This is a genomic window from Micromonospora sp. NPDC048907 (assembly GCF_055586885.1).
In genome coordinates this window covers 68,492-88,538 of sequence record NZ_JBVJHI010000002.1, presented here as the reverse complement: position 1 = coordinate 88,538, position 20,047 = coordinate 68,492, and the positions used below count along the sequence as shown (strand labels likewise).

General features: G+C 74.1%; 16 protein-coding genes and 1 pseudogene. 7 read left to right on the top strand and 10 right to left on the bottom strand.

Features of this window, described 5'->3' with window-relative positions:
* The first annotated feature begins 58 nt into the window (after window positions 1–58).
* Both ACZ6PY_RS05555 and ACZ6PY_RS05550 read left to right on the top strand, forming a co-directional pair.
* Window positions 59–2,680: a sensor histidine kinase gene (locus ACZ6PY_RS05555; RefSeq protein WP_466069560.1), complete on the top strand. Its 2,622-nt coding sequence runs from the start codon at window positions 59–61 to the stop codon at window positions 2,678–2,680.
* The gene (locus ACZ6PY_RS05550; RefSeq protein WP_091259471.1) at window positions 2,677–3,099 is read left to right on the top strand and encodes a roadblock/LC7 domain-containing protein; all 423 of its coding nucleotides are present in this window, start codon (window positions 2,677–2,679) and stop codon (window positions 3,097–3,099) included. The genes ACZ6PY_RS05555 and ACZ6PY_RS05550 overlap by 4 nt, the downstream gene beginning before the upstream one ends.
* Window positions 3,100–3,150: 51 nt before the next feature.
* On the opposite strand, the gene ACZ6PY_RS05545 is transcribed toward ACZ6PY_RS05550, so the two are convergent.
* Complete coding sequence (locus tag ACZ6PY_RS05545; protein WP_466069558.1) at window positions 3,151–4,644, bottom strand: GH1 family beta-glucosidase; 1,494 nt, start codon at window positions 4,642–4,644, stop codon at window positions 3,151–3,153.
* 855 nt (window positions 4,645–5,499) lie between these two features.
* On the opposite strand from ACZ6PY_RS05545, the gene ACZ6PY_RS05540 reads away from it, so the two are divergent.
* The gene (locus ACZ6PY_RS05540) at window positions 5,500–8,397 is read left to right on the top strand and encodes a glycoside hydrolase family 48 protein (RefSeq protein WP_466070746.1); all 2,898 of its coding nucleotides are present in this window, start codon (window positions 5,500–5,502) and stop codon (window positions 8,395–8,397) included.
* A 287-nt stretch (window positions 8,398–8,684) separates the two neighbouring features.
* On the opposite strand, the gene ACZ6PY_RS05535 is transcribed toward ACZ6PY_RS05540, so the two are convergent.
* A complete protein-coding gene (locus ACZ6PY_RS05535) occupies window positions 8,685–9,368 on the bottom strand; it encodes a DUF3159 domain-containing protein (RefSeq protein ID WP_466069557.1) in 684 nt (227 codons plus the stop codon).
* Between the two features lie 91 nt (window positions 9,369–9,459).
* Between ACZ6PY_RS05535 and ACZ6PY_RS05530 the strand changes: the two genes are divergently transcribed.
* Window positions 9,460–10,341, top strand: coding sequence for a phosphatase PAP2 family protein (locus ACZ6PY_RS05530; RefSeq protein WP_466069555.1), 882 nt, complete (start codon window positions 9,460–9,462; stop codon window positions 10,339–10,341).
* Window positions 10,342–10,375: 34 nt separating this feature from the next.
* Here ACZ6PY_RS05530 and ACZ6PY_RS05525 read toward each other — a convergent pair whose 3' ends face one another.
* From ACZ6PY_RS05525 to ACZ6PY_RS05505, 5 genes are all read right to left on the bottom strand, one after another.
* Window positions 10,376–10,828 (bottom strand): YbhB/YbcL family Raf kinase inhibitor-like protein, encoded by a 453-nt coding sequence (locus ACZ6PY_RS05525; protein ID WP_466069553.1) that lies wholly within the window; start codon window positions 10,826–10,828, stop codon window positions 10,376–10,378.
* An 83-nt stretch (window positions 10,829–10,911) separates the two neighbouring features.
* Window positions 10,912–11,988 (bottom strand): spore photoproduct lyase family protein, encoded by a 1,077-nt coding sequence (locus tag ACZ6PY_RS05520; RefSeq protein WP_466069551.1) that lies wholly within the window; start codon window positions 11,986–11,988, stop codon window positions 10,912–10,914.
* Window positions 11,989–12,055: 67 nt separating this feature from the next.
* Window positions 12,056–12,700: a response regulator gene (locus ACZ6PY_RS05515; RefSeq protein WP_466069549.1), complete on the bottom strand. Its 645-nt coding sequence runs from the start codon at window positions 12,698–12,700 to the stop codon at window positions 12,056–12,058.
* Entirely contained in the window at window positions 12,691–13,863 is a 1,173-nt protein-coding gene (locus ACZ6PY_RS05510) for a sensor histidine kinase (protein ID WP_466069547.1), read from the bottom strand. Before ACZ6PY_RS05510 ends, ACZ6PY_RS05515 begins: the two co-directional genes overlap by 10 nt.
* Before the next feature lie 77 nt (window positions 13,864–13,940).
* Entirely contained in the window at window positions 13,941–14,756 is an 816-nt protein-coding gene (locus ACZ6PY_RS05505; protein ID WP_466069545.1) for a DedA family protein, read from the bottom strand.
* Window positions 14,757–14,915: 159 nt separating this feature from the next.
* Between ACZ6PY_RS05505 and ACZ6PY_RS05500 the strand changes: the two genes are divergently transcribed.
* Window positions 14,916–15,599: a maleylpyruvate isomerase N-terminal domain-containing protein gene (locus tag ACZ6PY_RS05500; RefSeq protein WP_466069543.1), complete on the top strand. Its 684-nt coding sequence runs from the start codon at window positions 14,916–14,918 to the stop codon at window positions 15,597–15,599.
* A 10-nt stretch (window positions 15,600–15,609) separates the two neighbouring features.
* On the opposite strand, the gene ACZ6PY_RS05495 is transcribed toward ACZ6PY_RS05500, so the two are convergent.
* Together ACZ6PY_RS05495 and ACZ6PY_RS05490 are read right to left on the bottom strand one after the other, a co-directional pair.
* Window positions 15,610–16,461, bottom strand: a complete 852-nt coding sequence (locus tag ACZ6PY_RS05495; RefSeq protein ID WP_466069541.1) for a DUF1028 domain-containing protein — start codon at window positions 16,459–16,461, stop codon at window positions 15,610–15,612.
* Between the two features lie 51 nt (window positions 16,462–16,512).
* Window positions 16,513–17,748, bottom strand: a complete 1,236-nt coding sequence (locus tag ACZ6PY_RS05490) for a low temperature requirement protein A (RefSeq protein ID WP_466069539.1) — start codon at window positions 17,746–17,748, stop codon at window positions 16,513–16,515.
* 179 nt (window positions 17,749–17,927) lie between these two features.
* Between ACZ6PY_RS05490 and ACZ6PY_RS05485 the strand changes: the two genes are divergently transcribed.
* Both ACZ6PY_RS05485 and ACZ6PY_RS05480 read left to right on the top strand, forming a co-directional pair.
* Window positions 17,928–18,911 carry an LLM class F420-dependent oxidoreductase gene (locus ACZ6PY_RS05485; RefSeq protein WP_466070744.1) on the top strand — a complete coding sequence of 328 codons (984 nt, stop codon included), beginning with the start codon at window positions 17,928–17,930 and terminating at the stop codon, window positions 18,909–18,911.
* Window positions 18,908–19,709 (top strand): annotated as a pseudogene (locus ACZ6PY_RS05480) (SDR family oxidoreductase). The gene ACZ6PY_RS05485 and the pseudogene ACZ6PY_RS05480 overlap by 4 nt, the downstream one beginning before the upstream one ends.
* Here the strand turns inward: ACZ6PY_RS05480 and ACZ6PY_RS05475 are convergent.
* Window positions 19,703–19,984: a hypothetical protein gene (locus ACZ6PY_RS05475; RefSeq protein WP_466069537.1), complete on the bottom strand. Its 282-nt coding sequence runs from the start codon at window positions 19,982–19,984 to the stop codon at window positions 19,703–19,705. The pseudogene ACZ6PY_RS05480 and the gene ACZ6PY_RS05475 overlap by 7 nt on opposite strands.
* Window positions 19,985–20,047 lie beyond the last annotated feature (63 nt).

Genomic DNA, 20,047 nt, shown 5'->3' with positions numbered 1-20,047 from the left:
GTTGGATGGACTTCCGCTCCCCGTCCCGGTGGAGCCGAGGGGGACCGAGGAGGAGAGCGTGGGCGCAGGTCCCGACCCGGCTCGCGGCGTGGCGCCGCAGCCGCGCCGGAGCCCGTCCGAGGACCGGGTGGCGCCGCATCGCCGGCGGCGCTCGCGCTTCCGGTTGCGGGACTGGCGGATGGGCACGAAGCTCGCCACCGTGCTGGTGCTGCCCTCGGTGGCGTTCCTGGTGCTCGCCGGGGTGCAGATGCGCGGGCTGGTCGGGCAGACCACCGCGCTGAGCGACTTCGCCCAGCAGGTCGGCATCGGCCGGCAGATCAGCACCGCGGTGGACCGGCTCCAGCAGGAGCGGGACCGCTCGGCGGGGGAGCTGGCCGCGCTGCGCCGGTCCGGCGGCAGCGCCGACCGGGACGCGGCGGTCGCCGCGCTCAAGCCGCTCCAGGACGCCTCCGACCGGGCGATGGCCGACCTGCGCGCCGCGGCCGAACCCCTCGCCGACGCCGACGCCGCCTGGCGGGTGGCCTACTCCGAGGTGCTGGAGGCCTACGACCAGGTCGTCTACATCCGCGCCGCCGTGCCTCCCGCGGTGCTGTCCAGCGACACCGTGCTGAGCAACTACCACCGGGCCATCGCCGCCCTGCTCAACCTGCTGGCCGAGCCGTCGCCCGGCGACGACCAGCGCGCGCTGACCAACGCCGTGCTGCGGTACGTGCAGCTCTCCCGGGTCAAGGAGCTGTCCTCGCGGATCCGGGCCGAGCTGTACGCCGCCGCCCGCGCCGGCCGCTACGAGGTGGACGACCAGGTCTCGTTGACCGACCTGCGCGCCCAGCAGCTCACCGCGCTGGGGGCGTTCCGGGTCGCCGCGACCGCCGACCAGGTCCGCCGCTACGACGAGACGTCGGTGGATGCGGCGTTCGTCTCGGCCGCCCGGCTGGAGGAGCAGACCTTGCCCACCGGTGCCGCCGAACCGGCGGTGCTGCCGGCGACGCAGTGGTGGGCGGCCAGCGAGCAGCGGCAGGAGCTGCTCCGGCAGCTGGAGGCCGGCGTCCTCGACGACGCCGTACGCCAGGCCGACGACGCCAGCGCCCGGCAGTTGCGGGACACCCTGCTGGTGGTCGGCGGCATCGTCGGCGTGCTTCTGGTGGCCGTGCTGATCTCGTTGCTGGTCGGCCGGTCGGTGGCCCGTTCGATCCGGCAGCTGCGCGGCCAGGCGCTGCGGATCGCCCAGGTGGAGCTGCCGCACACCCTGGACCGGCTGCGGTCCGTGGACCGCCCGGTGGCCGCGATCGACGTGCCGCCGGCCGTGGTCGACTCGCAGGACGAGATCGGCGAGCTGGCCGAGGCGTTCGTGGCGGTGCACCGCAGCGCCGTCGACGTCGCGGTCGAGCAGGCGATGATGCGGCGCAACGTCAACGCCATGTTCGTGAACCTGGCGCGGCGCAGCCAGGTGCTGGTCGAGCGGCAGCTCGAACTCCTCGACGAGCTGGAACGCGAGGAGAGCGACCCGGACCAGCTGGAGAACCTGTTCAAGCTCGACCACCTCGCCGCCCGGATGCGCCGCAACGACGAGAGCCTGCTCGTGCTCGCCGGCACCGAGTCCAGCCGGCGCTGGAACCGGCCGGTCGGCCTCGGCGCGGTGCTGCTCGCGGCCAGCGCGGAGATCGAGCAGTACCAGCGGGTGCGCCACGACTCCCGCTCCGACCTGCACGTCGTCGGGCACGCGGTGGGCGACCTCGTGCACCTCTTCGCCGAGTTGCTGGAGAACGCCACCGCCTTCTCGCGGCCGGACACCGTGGTGCGGGTCGTCGCCGGCGCGGACGGCCCGGGCGCGTTCGTGGAGATCGTCGACCAGGGGCTCGGGATGAGCCCGGCCGCGCTGGCCGAGGCGAACGCGGTCCTGGCCGAGCCGCCGGCGGCCGACGTGGCCGCCTCCGAGCGGATGGGCCTGTTCGTGGTGAGCCACCTGGGTGCCCGGCACGGCGTGCGGGTGCGGCTGCGGGGCGGTCACGAGGGCCTGGTCGCCCGGGTCCGGATCCCGGCCGAGCTGCTGGCGGCGGCGCCCGCACCGGGGCTGGACCAGCCGGCCGCGCCACGGATGCTGACCAGTCAGGTGGCCGCCGCGTCCCGGCTCACGCCCGGCGCCGGCCGGCTCGGCACGCCGACCGCGGAGCTGCCGGTGGCGGGACGCCGCCCGCCGGTGCCACCGGCGGAGCTGCCGGTGTCGCCGCTGACCGGGCTTCCGCTCGGCGCGTCGCCGTCCGCCACGGAGGCGGCGCAGCCGGGCCGTCCCGCCGCGGGGCCCGGCGCGCCCGTGCCCACGCCGCGGCCGGTGCCGGGCCGGGCCGAGGACGTGCTCGCCCCGGCGGCCGGGTCGCCGGCCGGCGGTGGCTGGTTCAGCCGCCAGGGCCCGTCGGCCGCGGTGCTCGGTGTGACACCGCCGCCCGCCACGACGCCGGTCACCGGAGGCACGAACGAGCGGGGCCTGCCGGTACGCGTACCGATGGCCCAGCTCTCCGCGGTCGCCCAGCCCGCCGCCGCGAACCGTTCCGGGCGTGCGGAGCCGGACCCGGAGGCGGTCGGCGGCATGCTCTCGCGCTACTACAGCGGGGTGCGGCGGGCGGAGGCCGAGGAGACCACCGAGATGTACCTGCCGCGCGATGAAGGGGGAGTTCGACAGTGACGACGTTGAGCCAGGAGGCACGGGACCTGAGCTGGCTGGTGAACGCGTTCGCGGAGCGGGTGCCGGGGGTGGCGCACGCGGTTGTGGTCTCCACCGACGGGCTGCTCGTGGCGATCTCCGCGCACCTGCCCCGCGACCACGCGGACAAGCTCGCGGCGGTGACCTCGGGCCTGATGAGCATCACCGCCGGCGCGGCCCAGATGTTCGACGGCGACGTCGTGAAGCAGACCGTTGTCGAGATGGGCCGGGGCTACTTCCTGGTCATGCAGATCCGGGACGGCTCGATCCTGGCCACGCTGGCCGGGGCCGATGCCGACATCGGCGTGGTCGGCTACGAGATGGCGCGGCTGGCCAAGCAGGCCGGCGAGATGCTCACCCCGGCGCTGCGGGCGGAACTCCAGCAGGCGCTGCCCCGCTGAGCCGGGGCGGGTGCGGGCCCGGCCGGTGTCGCGCCGGCCGGGCCGCCCCGCCTAGAGCCCGTTGCGGCGGATCACGTCGCGGTACCAGTGGGCGCTGCGCTTGAGCACCCGGCGCTGGGTCGGGTAGTCGACGTAGACCAGGCCCCAGCGCTGCTCGTACCCCTCGTTCCACTCGAAGTTGTCCAGCAGCGACCAGACATGGTAGCTCTCCAGCGGCACCCCGTCGCGGATCGCGCGGTGGGCGGCCGCGAAGTGGTCGCGGAGGAAGTCGATCCGGGCGGTGTCGTCGACGGTGCCGTCCGCGGCGAGGGTGTCCGGGCAGGGCAGGCCGTTCTCGGTGATGGTGATCGGCACCCGGCCGTAGTCGCGGGTGACCCGGGTCAGGATGTCGTACATCCCCTCGGGGTAGATCTGCTGCCACTCCGCCTCCGACGTCGGCCACCGGCGGACCGTGTCGCCCTGGCCGGTGACGTAGATCGGCGTGTAGTACTGCACGGCCAGGAGGTCGACCGGGCTGGAGATGATCTTCAGGTCGCCGTCGCGCACGCCGCGGACCATCCGGCTGTCCGCGCCGAGGTCGGCCAGCACGTCCTCCGGGTACGCGCCCGTGAAGATCGAGTCGAGGTAGAGCCGGTTCTCGTAGCCGTCGTACAGCCGGGTCGCGGCGGCCGCCTCGGCGGTCTCGTCGGCGGGGTAGCAGGGGTGCAGGTTGAGCGCCGGGCCGATCCGCCCCTGTCCGCCGGTGGCGCGCAGCGCGCGGACGGCGAGACCGTGGCCGAGCTGGAGGTGGTGGGCCACCAGGTACGCCGCTGCCGGGTCCCGCAGGCCGGGCGCGTGGTGCCCCCAGAGGTAGCCGTTCTGCACCACGGTCTTCGGCTCGTTGATGGTCAGCCAGACCGGCACCCGGTCGCCGAGCGCGCGGAACACCGCGTCGGCGTAGTCGGCGAAGCGCTCGGCGGTGTCCCGGTTCTCCCAGCCGCCGGCGTCCTGGAGGGCCTGGGGGAGGTCCCAGTGGAACAGGGTGGCCATCGGCGCGATGTCCCGCTCGTGCAGGCCGTCCACGAGCCGTCGGTAGAAGTCCAGGCCCCGCTGGTTGGGCCGTCCGGACCCGTCGGCCTGGATCCGGGGCCAGGAGATGGAGAACCGGTAGCTGCGCAGCCCGAGGTCGCGCATCAGGTCGAGGTCCTGGGCGTACCGGTGGTAGTGGTCGGCCGCGATGTCGCCGGTGTCGCCGTTGCGGGTGCGGCCCGGGGTGTGGCTGAAGGTGTCCCAGACGGATTCGCCGCGCCCGTCCTCCTTGGCGGCCCCCTCGATCTGGTAGGCGGAGGTGGCCGCGCCCCAGCCGAAGCCGGGCGGGAAGCGCAGCCCGCCGTCGGGGTCCGCGTCGCCCTCGGGCTCGGGCGTGCCGTCGCAGCCGGCGACGGCGGTCGCGGACGCGGCGGCGCCCGCGGCGGCGGCGCCGGCCAGCCCGGTCCGGGCCGCGCCGACGGCGGTCGCGGAGAGGGCGGCACGGCGGAGCAGGCGCCGTCTGGTGAGTAGCGACATGGGCGTTCTCCTCGAAGTGACTGGCCGCCCTGAGAGGCCGGGAGCGCTCCCAGCATAGGCCAGGGGCTGCCGGCGGCGCCCCGAGGGCGGACCGCGGCAGAGGCGCGGCCCGGCCGGCGGGCGGCCGGAGGTGTGCAGGGGTGGGGTGTCGCTCGGGCGGCGGAGGGGCGAGCGGCGATGGGGCGGGGCGGATAGCGAAGAAGGCCGTCCGGGCGGCGCGTCGCGCCTGTCCCGTCGGCCTCTTTTCCCGTCGACAACGGGGGTTTAGTGTGGGGACGGGGGAGGGCAACCCCCGTCCCCACCTGTGATGCACACACGCACGAGTGGAATTGGCGTCCGGTCGTGCGTGTCGCGCGGGAGCCGGGCCACGCGAGTGGCTCTGGTTCCACCTCCCTCCATGTCGGTGGGTGATGGCTGACGGCGGCGTCCGGGCTGGCCCGCCGTCAGCCGTGGGGCTGGCGCGCCGGGCACTCAGGGTGCCCGACGATCTCTTACTTGCATCTCCGTCGATGGAAGCGCTCCCATCGGCGATGCTTGCGACTGTAACGCCCGTCACGGCTTTGTGAAAGCCCCAAAACGAGATCGAAACATCGACGTGGGTGTCTGCCCTGCCCGTTGTGGTGGGAGCGCTTCCATGGCACACTTCCACCACCACGCGGAGCCAGCTCGCGAGTGCGGGCCGCCGAGGGCACCCGGTTCACACCGGTGCGGCGTCCGAATTCCCCGGCACGGCCGGGTCGACCACCTTTCCGGGCGCCTCCGTCCCCCCGCGTACGCCACGTCGACGCGTGGAGGCGCCCCGCCGGGACCCCGTGTCCCGGCCCGGTCCGAGGAGACACCGCGCACATGAGACTCATGGCCAGACGTCGCCGGACGGCGATGGTCGCCGCCACCGCCCTCGCCATCGGCGGGGTGGCCCTGCCGGCGGGTGCCGCGCAGGCCGCACCCGCCTGCGACGTCACCTATGCGACGAACGACTGGGGCACGGGCTTCACCGCCAACGTGACCATCAAGAACCTGGGTGACGCGCTCACCAGTTGGACGCTGAAGTTCGCCTTCCCGAACAGCACCCAGAAGGTGACCCAGGGCTGGTCGGCCAAGTGGAGCCAGTCCGGCAGCGAGGTGACCGCCACCAACGAGTCGTGGAACGGCAGCCTCGGCACGGGCGCCTCCACCACCATCGGCTTCAACGGCGCCTACTCGGGCAGCAACCCGAAGCCGACCGCGTTCACCCTCAACGGCGTCACCTGCAACGGCACCCCGGCCAACCAGCCGCCGACGGTCTCGCTCGGCGTGCCGTCCGGGCCCTTCGAGGCGCCCGCCGACGTGCCGCTGACGGCCACCGCCAGCGATCCGGACGGCACGATCAGCAAGGTCGAGTTCTACCGCAACGGCCTGCTCGTCAACACCGACACCAGCGCCCCCTACGGCTACACCCTCGAGGACCTGCCGGCGGGCAGCTACACCGTGCAGGCCAAGGCCTACGACAACGCCAACGGCATCGGGGTCGCCGAGAAGTCGTTCACCGTCAACCCGGCCTCCGGCCCGGTGCTGGTGGCCACCCCGTCGGCGGTCAGCGTCAACGAGGGCGGCACCTCGTCCGTGAAGTTCACCCTCAGCGCTGCCCCGACCGCCAACGTCCCGGTGACCCTCGCCGTCACCGGCGACAGCGACGTGACCGTGTCGCCCACGACGCTGACCCTGACCCCGAGCAACTGGAACACCGGGGTCAGCGCCACCGTCGCGGCCGCCGAGGACGCCGACACCACCGGCGGCGCGGCCACGATCACCGCCTCGGCCACCGGCTTCGCCCCCGTCGCGGTCACGGCCACCGAGATCGACAACGACACCCCGGGCGGGGACAACGCCTACATCAAGAAGTTCCTCGACCAGTACGGCAAGATCAAGAACTCGGGGTACTTCAGCCCCGAGGGCGTGCCGTACCACTCGGTCGAGACGCTCATCGTCGAGGCGCCCGACCACGGCCACGAGACCACCTCGGAGGCGTTCAGCTTCTGGCTCTGGCTGGAGGCGCAGTACGGCCGGGTCACCCAGAACTGGGCCCCGTTCAACAACGCGTGGACGGTGATGGAGAAGTACATCATCCCGTCGCACGCCGACCAGCCCACCGCCGGCGCCCCAGGCACCCCCCAGTACGCCGCCGAGCACAACCTGCCCAGCCAGTACCCGTCGGCGCTGGAGCCCAACGTCCCGGTCGGCCAGGACCCGCTCCGCTCCGAGCTCCAGACCACCTACGGCACCGGCGACATCTACGGCATGCACTGGCTGCTGGACGTCGACAACACCTACGGCTACGGCCGCTGCGGCGACGGCACCACCCGCCCGGCCTACATCAACACCTTCCAGCGCGGCACCCAGGAGTCGGTCTGGGAGACCGTGCCGCAGCCGTCCTGCGACACCTTCAAGCACGGCGGCCAGTACGGCTACCTCGACCTGTTCGTCAAGGAGTCGGCCGCCCCGGCCAAGCAGTGGAAGTACACCAACGCCCCGGACGCCGACGCTCGTGCGGTGCAGGCCGCGTACTGGGCGCTGACCTGGGCCAAGGCGCAGGGCAAGGAGGCCGACGTCGCGGCCACCGTGGCGAAGGCCGCCAAGATGGGCGACTACCTGCGCTACGCCCTGTTCGACAAGTACTTCAAGAAGATCGGCAACTGCGTCGGCGCGTCCACCTGCCCGGCCGGCAGCGGCCGCGACTCGGCGCACTACCTGCTCTCCTGGTACTACGCCTGGGGTGGCGCGTACGACACGTCGCAGAACTGGTCGTGGCGGATCGGCTCCAGCCACAACCACTTCGGCTACCAGAACCCCCTGGCGGCCTGGGCGCTGACCAACGTGCCGGAGCTCAAGCCCAAGTCGGCGACCGCGACCGCGGACTGGCAGAAGAGCTTCGACCGGCAGCTGGAGTTCTACACCTGGCTCCAGTCCGCCGAGGGCGGCATCGCCGGCGGCGCCACCAACAGCTGGGACGGCAGCTACGCCCAGCCGCCGGCCGGCACCGCCACCTTCTACGGCATGTTCTACGACGTCGACCCGGTCTACAACGACCCGCCGTCGAACCAGTGGTTCGGCATGCAGGCCTGGTCGATGCAGCGCATCGCCGAGCTGTACCTGCAGACCGGCAACGCCAAGGCCAAGGCGCTGCTGGACAAGTGGGTGCCGTGGGCCATCGCCAACACCACGCTGGGCACCAACTGGTCGATCCCCTCGGACATGAAGTGGACCGGCCAGCCGAACAACTGGGACCCGGCCAACCCGCAGGCGAACACCAACCTGCACGTCGAGGTGACGGTGAAGGGCCAGGACGTCGGCGTCGCCGCCGCCTACGCCCGGACCCTCATCGCGTACGCGGCCAAGTCCGGCAACGCCGCGGCCAAGACGACGGCCAAGGGCCTGCTGGACGCGCTGTCGGCCGCCGCCGACAGCAAGGGCGTCTCGATGCCGGAGAAGCGCGGCGACTACAAGCGCTTCGACGACGTCTACACCGCGGCCGACGGCCAGGGTCTCTACATCCCCTCCGGCTGGACCGGGAAGATGCCCAACGGCGACGCCATCGCCGCCGGCAAGAGCTTCCTGGACATCCGCTCGTTCTACAAGAACGACCCGGACTGGCCGAAGGTGCAGGCGTACCTCAACGGCGGCGCGGAGCCGGTCTTCACCTACCACCGGTTCTGGGCCCAGGCGGACGTCGCCATGGCGTACGCCGACTACGGCACCTACTTCCCGGCGGGGTGAGGTGACCACCCCTGCGCGGGCGGGCGCCGCCCGCCCGCGCAGGGGGCCGACCGGGCCGAAGGGGGAACGGAGCGGCCCGGTCGGCGGGCGGCCTGATTCCCACGGTCAGGCCGGGTGGGCCGGCCGTCCGGTCGACGCAGCGGACGGACCGGCCCACCGAACCGCCCGGAGACGAACTTGCCGCGAAAAAGCCCGGGAAAATCGGCGCTCCACGGGATCACGCCGCAGGCGTGGACGGAGTAACGTGTTTCACCGGAGAGGCCGCTCCCCCCGTGGCGGCCTCTCTTTTAATTCGCCCTGGCGGCGTCCGCATCGGACGGCGTGACCGGATGTCGAAGCCCCGGGTGATCCGCGGGGAGCGACCGCCGGATCACCAGCCAGCTCACCGCCAGCGCCGCCGCGACCAGCGGCCAGGTGAGCGCCACCCGTGCCACCACCAGCGCGACCACCTGCCCGCCGAGCCACAGCGGCACGAACACCGCCAGCCGCAGCAGGTAGGTCGCGGCCCAGACCCAGCTGCCCCGCCCGTACGCCCGCAGCAGCGCCGGGTCGCGCCGCCAGCGGCCGCGCTGGCCCAGCGCCACGCCGACCAGCACACCGAGGAGCGGCCAGCGCACCACGATGCTGACCATCCAGGCCAGCGCGCTCGCCGCGTTGGAGACCAGCTGCAGCAGGAAGAAGTCGGTGGCCCGCCCGGTCCGCAGCGCGACCAGCGCGGCCACGCAGACGGCGAGCAACCCGATCAGCACCGACCGCGGCCGGTCCCCACGCCGCCAGCGCCAGGCCGCCACGGCGGTGCCGGCGAGCACCGCGGCCACCACCCCGCCCCACAGCCCGGCGGCGAGCCAGCCGATGGCGAAGGCCACCGGCGGCACCGTCGCGTCCACCGCCCCGCGCCGGCCGCCCAGCAGATCGGCCAGCGACTCCGGCGGCTCCCCGGACGGCCGCCCCGGCTCCGGCGTGCTGGTCACGCGCCACCTCCTCCCGTCGCGCCCTCAACCTACGCCGACCGCCCCGGGGCTCCGACGAGCGCCGGACCCGGCCGACCGTTAAGTTGTCCGGGTGCGCGAGACGGCGAGGGGTTGGACGGCGGTCTGGTTGGTCGTACTGGCCCTGGCCCAGACGGCCGCGTTCCTGGTGGTGTGGCGCTTCGCCGTGCACACCGAACTCGGCCAGTGGATCGACACCGTCGCGCTGACCGGCAACCGCATCGGCCAGGAGCGCATCGACGGCCCAGTCGACCGCATCCTCAACGCCATGTCGGTGGTGTCCCTGCTGGCCGCCACCGCCATGATCGGTTTCATCGCGCTGATCCGCGGCCGCAAGGCGCTCGCCGTCACCGCCACCCTGCTCATCGCCGGCGCCAACGTCAGCACCCAACTGCTCAAGCGCTACCTCGACCGCCCCGACTTCGGCATCGACCCGGAACGGGCCGCGGCCGGCAACAGCCTGCCCAGCGGACACACCGCCGTGGCCGCGTCCGTGGCGGTCGCGCTGATCCTGGTGCTGCCGCCGAAGCTGCGGGTGGCCGGCGCGTTCCTCGGCGCCGGCTACGCGGCCGCCGCCGGGGTGGCCACCCTCTCGGCCGGCTGGCACCGGCCCAGCGACGCCGTCGCCGCGTTCCTCGTCGTGGGCGCCTGGGCCGCGGTCGCCGGCCTGGTGCTCCTGTTCTTCCAGCGGGAACAGGCCGTGGTGTCCCCGGCCGACGCCCACCGGGTCGCCGCCGTCGTGCTCGGCCTCGCCGGCGCCCTCGCCCTGGTCGTGTCGGCGCTCGCCCTGTCCTGGCTGGTCGACCGCTCCACCACGCCCGTCGAGGAGCTCACCCGCCGCGCGCTCTTCATCGGGTACGCGGGCAGCGCGGCAGGCATCGCCGGCACGGTCGCCGTGGTGGCCGCGCTGGTCCTGGCGGTGGTGCACCGCCTCGTGCCCCGCTGGAAGGGCTGACCGGCCGGGATCGCTGGCCGGTCCCCGGAGCGGGTCAGCGGTAGTAGGTCCCGATCGTGGTGCCGCTGGCGATCTCCCGGCCCTTCAGCGCGCGGTGCACCTCGGTGGCCTGCGGCGCGCCGGACAGGTCCAGCGGCCGGTTCAAGGCGTAGAGGCGGAAGAAGTAGCGGTGCGCCTCCTCGCCCCGCGGCGGCAGCGGCCCGCTCCAGCCGGTCTCGCCGAAGCTGTTCGGCCACTCCCGGCCGCCCGACGGCACGCCGCCCTCGGGCACCTCGCCGGTCTGCGGGGAGATCCCGGTGACCAGCCAGTGCAGGAACGGCTCCTTGCCCGCGTCCGGGTCCTCGACGAGCAGGACCAGCTCCTCCGTGGAGTCCGGCACGTCCGACCACTGCAACGGCGGTGACACGTTGTCGCCGTCCTTGGCGAACCGCCCGGGCAGCAGGTCGTGGTCGGTGAACGCGGTGCTGCGCAGCATGATGCCGGCCATTCGGCGCCCCCTCTCCTCGTCCACCGGCGCGTACCCGGCGGGTCGGCCGCGAAACCGCGGGGTGCGGCGATCCGGACTTCCGGTCAGAACGCGTACCGGATCCGGCAGTACGGGACGCGGGCCGTGATCAGGTCGGTCAACGCGGTGACGTAGCGGCCCTTGTGTCCGGTCCGGTAGCGCACGTTCCAGCCGCCGGTCTGCGAGCGCTTGGGCTGTTGGAGATCCGGGCGCCAGAGCACCTCCTCGGCCTTCGGATGCCAGCCCAGGTTGACCTCGTGCAGCCGGTCGTTGTGGGTAAGGAAGACGACCTCGGCGGCGAGCTGCCTCCTGGCGTCGGGCCCGATGCCGGCGTCGAGCTGGTCGAGCAGCTCCGCCCAGTCCTCGAGCCAGCCGTCACGCACCACCACGGGGCTGAAGTTCACGTGCACCTCGTAGCCGGCGGCCACGAAGTCGTCGATCGCGGCGATCCGCTCGGCGACCGGTGAGGTGCGGATGTCGAGCAGCTTGGCGTCCCGGGCGGGCATCAGCGAGAACCGGATCCGGGTCCGTCCGCGCGGGTCCCAGTCGAGCAGATCGCGGTTGACGTGCTTGGTGGCGAAGCTGGCCTTCGCGTTGGGCAGGTCGCGGAAGCAGGTGACCAGGTCCCGGACGTTGTCGCTGATCCGGGCGTCCAGCGAGCAGTCGGAGTTCTCGCCGATGTCGTACACCCACGCGTGCGGGTCGCACTGGTTCGGGGTGTCCTTGGGCCCCTGCCGGGCGACGTGCCGGGACAGGTAACCGGTGATCCGCTCGATGTTGGCGAAGACCGTGACGGGGTTGCTGTAGCCCTTGCGCCGGGGGACGTAACAGTAGGCGCACGCCATGGCGCAGCCGTTGGCGGTGGACGGGGCGATGAAGTCGCTGGAGCGACCGTTCGGCCGGGCGGTGAGCGACTTCTTCACGCCCAGCACGAGCGTCTCGGTCTTGATCCGCACCCAGCGGGCCACGTTCGTCTCGTCGCCGTACAGCTCCGGGATGCGGGTGTGGCTGTCGATCTCGATGCGCTCGGCGTCGGGGAACCGGGCCAGCACCTGCTGGCCGCGCGGCAGCACGGCGGCCTCCGGCTCGACGAAGATCCGCCGGATGTCGAGCAGCCGGGACTGCGGGACGACGTCGGTCACGAATCTGTACAACTCCGGACCGATCACCCTTCTTTCCGCCTGTGACAACGCTTGCACCCCCCGCCCGCTAGGAGCCGAGGTAGCGCAGGATCGCGAGGATCCGGCGGCTGTAGCCGGTGGTGTGGCTGAGGTCGAGCTTGTCGAAGATGGTGTTGACGTGCTTCTCGATCGCGCTCTGTGAGACGTGCAGCCGCGCGGCGATGGCCGCGTTGGTGTGCCCCTGCGCCATGTGGTGCAGCACGTCGCGCTCCCGCGGGGTGAGGCGGCTGAGCGGGTCGGTGTGGCGGGTCGCGGAGATGAGCTGCCGGACCACCTCGGGGTCGAGGGCGGTGGAGCCGGCGGCGACGCGGTCGAGCGCGTCGAGGAAGTCCTCGACCTGGGCGACGCGGTCCTTCAGGACGTAACCGACGCCTTCGGACCGGTCGGCGAGGAGTTTCGCCGCGTAGCGCCGCTCGACGTACTGGGAGAGGACAAGCACGGCGGTGTCCGGCCAGCGGCGGCGGATCTCCAGCGCCGCCCGGAGCCCGTCGTCGGTGTTGGTGGGCGGCATCCGGACGTCGGTGACGACGACGTCGGGACGGTGCCGCTCGACCGCGGTGACGAGCTGCTCGGCGTCCGCGGTGGCGGCGACCACCTGGTGTCCCTCGTCGGCGAGGAGGCGGACCAGCCCCTCGCGGAGCAGGGTGGAATCCTCGGCGAGCACTACGCGCATGGCACCTCGACCCGGATCGTCGTGGGTCCGCCGGGTGGGCTGTGCAGGTCGAACCGCCCGTCCAGCGCGGTGACCCGGCGCGCGAGCCCCTGGAGGCCGCTGCCGTGCGGGTCGGCGCCGCCGACGCCGTCGTCGCGCACCCGCATCTCGATTCCCGTGCCCCGGGTCGTGATCTCGATGGTGATCAGGGTAGCCCCCGCGTGTTTGGTGCTGTTGGTGATCGCCTCGCTGGCCACGAAATAGAGCACGGTCTCGATCGGCCGGGCCGGCCGGACGGGCACGTCGTAGCTGATCCGGACGGGGATCGCCGACCGTTGCGCCACCATGCCCAGCACCTCGTCCAGCGTGGTGTGGTCGAGCGCCGAGGGGTAGACCCGCCAGGCCACCTCCCGCAGCTCGTCGATGGCGCGTTGGGTGTCCTCGTGGGCCTGCACGAGGAGTTCGCGCGCCCGGTCGGGGTCCCGGCTGCGGCGCGCCCGCCCGAGCAGCATGCCGAGTGCGACGAGGTGTTGCTGCAGCCCGTCGTGCAGGTCGCGTTCGATGCGCTGGCGCTCGACGTCGACGGCGGCCACCACGCCGGCCCGGCTGACGGTCAGCTCACTGATCCGCAGCCGCAGCGCCTCGCGGCTGGTGGCCTCCAGCAGCCGGCGCGCCAACCGCCGGTCCAGCGTCGCCACGCTCACCGTCGCCTGCAGGTCCAGCAGCAGCAGGGCGGCACCGATGAACGCCTGGAGCAGGAGATCGACCGCGGTCAGGGTGCCCGCGAGGAACGAGCGCACCACGATGCCGGCGAGGACCACGCCGACGGCGAGCAGGCCGCCGGTGAGCAGGCCGAGCGCCGCCGGCAGGAGACGGGCGGCGAGATAGCCGAGCACGCGCGGCCCGCTCACCGCCACCAGTGGCGGAGGCGGTTCCGAGGCGACGATCGCGAGGCGGTGCCGCTCCCATTCGGCGACGCGCCGGGCGTACCGGAGGGTGGCGGCGCCGAGGTGGCGCCGGGCCGCCGGGACCGGTGCGACCGCGGCCACGGCGAGCCCGGCGAGGAGCAGGAACAGCACCTCTGCCGCGGCGGTGAGGACGCCGAGCGCCACGCCCGCCAGGGGCCGGCTCCACCGGACCGCGGTGCCGACCCACGATCGGCCGTGCCCCGCGCGCTCTGCCACCAGGCCGTCCCTCCCCAGCTCGTGACGTTCCGGCCGTCCGCTCGTCCGCGGCCGGCCACCGATCCTCCCGCCGCCGGTCAACCTGCCTCCGGCCGGCGGGGCGTGCCGTACAGGGTGCCCCGTGCCGCGTCGGCGGGGCGATCCGCCCCGGGGTGCCGGTGTGCGGCGACACGCGCGTCCGACCGGTACGGCCCGGGCGTGCCCGCCGCCGACCCGTCGTCGGCGGCCGGACGCCTCCGCCGCGTCCCGAGCAGCCGCGACACCACGAAGAACCCCACGGCTAGGGCACAGACCGCGATGATCACGTTCTGGAACGTCCCCACGTACGGCTCCACGGCACGCCAGTTCTCCCCGAGCACGTAACCGGCCATCACGAACACGGTGTTCCAGACCAGGCTGCCCAGCGTGGTGTAGAGCAGGAACGTGCCGAACGGCATCCGCTCCACCCCGGCCGGAATCGAGATCAGGCTTCGGAAGATCGGAATCATCCGCCCGAGGAAGACGGTCTTCACCCCGTGCCGGGCGAACCACGCCTCCGTCCGGTCGATGTCGCTCAGCTTGATCAGCGGCAGCCGCGCCGCGATCGCGCGAACCCGGTCCCGTCCGAGCCCCACGCCGACGGCGTACAGCGCCACCGCGCCCACCACCGAGCCGATCGTGGTCCAGACGATCGCGGCGACCAGGTTCATCCGTCCCTGACTGGCGGTGAAGCCCGCCAGCGGCAGGATGACCTCGCTCGGGATCGGCGGGAACAGGTTCTCCAACGCGACCGCCAGGCCGGCCCCGGGCGCACCGAGTCGCTCCACCAGATCGGTCACCAACCCCACCAGGCCGCCCGGCGGATCGGCCTCCTGAGCCCAGCCGGCACCCGTCGCGTTCCACAAAAAGATCATGCCCACGACGCTAGGAACGCACCGCGGCCCGCACCATGAGGTCGGCCGCCGACTCCGGGAGGTCGACCACAGCGGGCCGGGGTGGGGAAAACCGCACCGGGTGGCGGGCGAATAATCCGGTCGGCACCCCCGGGGGTCACCGAGGAGACGGGCGGGCGGATGGACACGGTACGGGCGGCGTTCCGCGACGAGTGCGCACGGCTGGAAGGGGTGCTGTGCGACCTCGATGCGGCGGACCTGGACCGGCCCACACCCTGCCCGCCCTGGGCGGTCCGGGACCTGCTCGCGCACGTGCGCACCGGCGCCGGTCGGCTGGTCGGCATGCTCGCCGCGCCCGCCCCGGAGCGCGCCGAGGTGGACGCCGCCGGCTACTTCGGGGCGGCCAAGTTCACGCCGGAGGTCGACCGCGACCGGATCGACGGCGCCCGGCGGGAGGCGCGGGAGCTGCCCGGCGTACCCGAGGTGGCGGAGGGCTTCGCGCGGGCCTGGCGGGCCGCCGACGCGGCGGTGGCCGCCGAGCCGCCGGGGCGGCTGGTCCGCACCCGGCACGGCGACGCCATGGCGTTGACGGAGTTCCTCCGTACCCGGGTGGTGGAGGTCGCGGTGCACGGCCTGGACCTGGCCGACGCGCTGGACCGGCGGCCGTGGCTGACGCCGACCGCGGCGGCCGTGGTGGCCGACCTGCTGGCCGGCGACGGCTCCGGGTCGCGGCCCGCGCCCGCCGAACTCGGTTGGGACGCGCTCACCCTGGTCCGGAAGGCCACCGGCCGGGTGCCGCTCACCGGCGCGGAGCGGGCCGTGCTGGACCGGACCGGCTGGCGCTGGCTCTCCTTCGGCGGCTGACCGGCGGCGGTCAGCCGCCGGCGGCCGGCGCCGCGGTGCGGCGCAGGTGGTCCAGGACGACGGGGTCGATCCGGCCGGGAACGATGCGCTCCTCCAGGTTCTCGACGCCGGCCCAGGCGTCGAGCGCCTCCTCCACCCCGGCGGGCCCGACCGGGTGGCCGGCGGCGGCCAGCAGCGCCGCGACCTCGTCGGCGACCGGCCCGGTGAGGTCGAGCAGGGTGGCCGGGTCGGGCTTGCCGAAGAGCAGCGTGTGGATGTCGAGCAGGCGCGCCAGCTCGCCGACCGGATCGCGGTGGTCGTCGACCCGCAGGTCGACCAGCTCGTCGCCGGTGCCGGCGTAGCCGCCGTGCCGCTGCACCACGAACAGGGCGGCGCTCTGCCGGCCCCGCCGGTCGCCGCCGGCCCGGTCGCCGGCGGCGAGGGCGGCCAGCAGCCGCTGCGGGAACGGCAGGTCGGCCCGGCCGAGCCAGGTGTCGCGGAGCGCGTCGACGACCTCCGGGCCGGCCAGGATGTTGCCCTGTGCCGCCCAGCCGTCACCGGACTGGCCGCCCGCCCAGGGGTGGCAGCGCGGCCCGGTCCACGTGGCGCCGTCGCCCTTCGCCCCCACCACGCCGAGCTGCCGGTCGTCCCGGCCCGGGTCGGCGGCGATCAGGCCGGCCACCACGTCCGCGGCGGGGACCCCGGTGCGCAGCATGGCCAGCCCTTGCGGCCGGAACGCCAGGTTGGCGTGGGCCTGACTGGCGATCGCGCCGACCTCGGCCTCGGCGGCCGGCACCAGCGCCCCGGCGGCGAGGAACTTGCTGGCCACGGCGATGCCGTGCAGGAGCCCGTCGGCGGAACGGGCCACGATGGAGAACGTCACCCGCGGATGGTAGCGCCGGGGCGGGCGCGCGGGCGGGCCCGATCGGTCACGTCAGAACGGCGGGGCGGCCTCCTCCGGCGGCCGGCCCCAGGCGCGGCGGGCGTCGGCCACCGCCACCCCGAGCAGCACGAGCGGGGCGGCGATCGCCGCGACCAGCGGGGTGGCGACGGCCCCGGTCAGCGACCATGCCGGCTTGAGCAGCGGCATGAGCAGCACCAGCACGAGGACGGCCACCCAGCGCGACGGGGACACCCGGCCGAACACCTCGTACTCGAAGCGGGCCCGTCCGAGCAGGAAGATCGCCGGACCGCCGAGGATCATGGCGAGCCAGCCGACCTGGTTGTGGCCGGTCGGGTGCTCGTTGACCAGCTCGTAGCCGATCGCGGTGGCCACCACGCCGACCACCATCACCAGGTGGGTGTCCGCGGCGGAGCGGCCGATGCTGGCCGGGTGCGCGGCCCGGGTCACCGCCTCGCCGAGGATCCGCCCGGCCCGTTGCACGTAGATCCGCCAGAGCAGCACCGTGGTGAGCAGGGCGGCCGCGAAGGCGGCGGTGCGGGCGGCGTCGTCCGGCGCCCGGCTGTACGCCAGCCCGGCGATGAGGATCGTCTCGCCGAGCGCGACCAGGAAGAACTGCTGGTAGCGCTCGGCCAGGTGCTCGCCGTGGATGTCCCAGCGGGAGACGGTTGACCGGCCCAGCCCGGGCACCGGCCAGCCGAACCGGGAGGCCAGGTATTCCAGCAGGAGCGCCAGCGCCCAGAGCGTCACCCGCGCGTCGGTGGGCAGCAGCGCGCCGGCCAGCCAGAGCACCCCGGTCGCGCCGAAGGTGATCAGCATGCGCCGCTTCAGCCGGCGGTGCTGGTGCCGGCGGAGCATGACCAGCAGGATCGCCGGCCGGCTGACCTGGGCCACCACGTAGGCGGCGGCGAAGGCCAGCCCGGTGGAGGTGAACGCGCGGGGGATGGCGACCCCCATCGCCATGCTGCACACCAGCGCGGTGACCACGATGATCTGCAGCCAGATGTGGTACGGGTCGTAGCGGCTGGTGGTCCACGCCGTGCCCTGCCACACCGCCCAGAGCGCGAGGAGCAGCAGCAGCGTCTTGCCACCCCCGGTCACCGCCGTCCAGTGCGTCTTGCCACCCTCCAGCGCCAGGTCCTCGAAGGCGCGGGCGGAGATCCGGGTCAGCGCGAAGACGAACACCAGGTCGAAGAAGAGTTCCAGGAACGTGGCCCGGTTCGGTCCGGCCCTCGGCGGGCGCAGCGCGTCCGGCTCGGGAGTCTTCACCGCGGCCTCCCGCGCTCGGTCCACCTCACCTGGCAGTCGTAGCACCCTTTGCCGGCGTGGCACCGCCTATCGCGCGGATCGCCCCGGTCGGCAACCCGCCGCGATGGGGAGGGCCGGTCGGGATCTTGCTCCGGGCGGCGGCGACCGGGCACGATCGACGGGTGACGAATCGATGGGGCATGACGGTGCCGCTGGCCGGCGTCACGCTCGCCGACCACGCCGCGGTCTACGCGGCGCTCGACCGGGCCGGCTTCACCGACGTCTGGTCGTCCGAGGTCGGCGGCACCGACGCGTTCACCCCGCTGGCGCTCGCCGCCGCCTGGCAACCGCGGCTGCGGTTGGGCACCGCGATCGCCCCGGTCTTCACCCGGGGGCCCGGGTTGCTCGCGATGAGCGCCGCCGCCCTCGCCGAGGCCGCTCCGGGGCGCTTCGCGCTGGGCATCGGCGCCTCCTCGCCGGTGCTCGTGGAGGACTGGAACGCGGTGCGCTTCGACGAGCCGTTCCAGCGGACCCGGGACGTGCTGCGCTTCCTGCGCGCCGCGCTGCGCGGGGAGACCGTCGACGAGGCGTACGACACCTTCGCCGTCCGGCGGTTCACCCTGGAACGCCCGCCGGCCGTGCCGCCGCCCGTGCTGCTGGCCGCGCTGCGCCCCGGCATGCTGCGGCTCGCCGCCGCCGAGGCCGACGGGGTGATCCTCAACTGGCTGGCCGCCGACGACGTGCCGACCGCCCTGGCCGAGCTGGGCGAACGCCGCCCCGGCTTCGAGGTCGCCGCCCGGATCTTCGTCTGCCCCACCGAGGACGCCACGTACGCGCGGGCGCTGGGCCGCCGGCTGATCGCCGGCTACCTGACCGTGCCGGCGTACGCGGCCTTCCACCGCTGGCTGGGGCGGCAGGACAGCCTCGGCCCGATGTGGGAGGCGTGGGCCGCCGGGGACCGGCGGGGCGCCTCGGCGGCGGTGCCGGACGAGGTGGTCGACGCGCTGGTCCTGCACGGCTCGCCCGAGGAGTGCGTCGCCCGGGCCCGCCGGTACGCCGACCAGGGCGTGGACGTGCCCGTCCTTGCGCTGCTGCCCACCCCCGAACTGGCCGCCGGCGGCGCGGCCGCCTGGGTCGATCTGCTGCCCCGGCTCGGCCCGACCGGCGGGAAGGGACGTTCATGAACCTCACCGACCGGGTGGCCGTGATCACCGGCGGGGCGGGTGGCATCGGGGCGGCGCTCGGCCGCCGGTTCGTCGCCGAGGGCGCCGCCGCCGTCGTCCTGGCCGACCTCGACGCCGAGGCGGCGCGCGCGGTGGCCGGGAGCATCGGGCCGGCGGCGCACGGTGTGGGGGCTCGACGTCACCGACGAGGCGCGGGTACGGGCACTGGTCGACGAGACCGAGCGCCGGCACGGCCCGATCGACCTGTTCTGCGCCAACGCCGGGGTGGCCACCGGCGGGGGAGTGGACGCGCCCGACGCCGACTGGGAGCGCGCCTGGCGGGTCAACGTCCTGGGGCACGTGCACAGCGCACGCGCCGCGCTGCCGGCGATGCTCCGCCGCGGCCAGGGCTACCTCCTCTTCACCTGCTCGGCGGCGGGTGTGCTGACCGCGGTGGGCGACGCCCCCTACACGGCGACGAAGCACGCGGCGGTCGGCCTCGCCGAGTGGCTCGCCATCACCTACCGGGACGCAGGCGTCCGGGTCAGCGCGCTCTGCCCGCAGGGCGTGGACACCCGGATGCTCGCCGGCGGCCTGGCCGAGGGCCGCCTGGGCGCCCGCGTGATCGCCGCCTCCGGCGCGATCCTCAGCCCCGACCAGGTGGCCGGCGCCGCCATCGCCGGGCTGGCCGAGGAAAGGTTCCTCATCCTGCCGCACCCGGAGGTCGCCAACTACGCCCGCCGCCGCGCCGAGGACCCCGACGGCTGGCAGGCCGGCCTGCGCAAACTCGTCCGCAAGCTGCGCGCCGCCGATCAGTAGGAGCCGCTCCCGCCGCCGTGGTCGGCGGCGTCGCCGTACACGCTGTTCTCCAGGATCGCCGCGGAGTAGCGGTCGCCGGGGGCGGCGCCCCGCTCGACGGTGTCCCGGTGCGGCCGGGGACCCGCACGGCGCAGGCCGTGCGCGGCCTTCCGGGCCGCCGCCAACCGCTCCGCCCGGGTCGGCTCGCGCCGGGACCGCGCGCGCCACCGCCAACCGGCGGTGACCGCCAGCCCGACGCCTACCAGGGACAGCGCCACCCACATCCCGACGGCCATGCCTTCACGCTAAGCGCCCGGCACCAGCCCGCCGGCCCTCGCGTTCGCCGCCCACGGGGATCT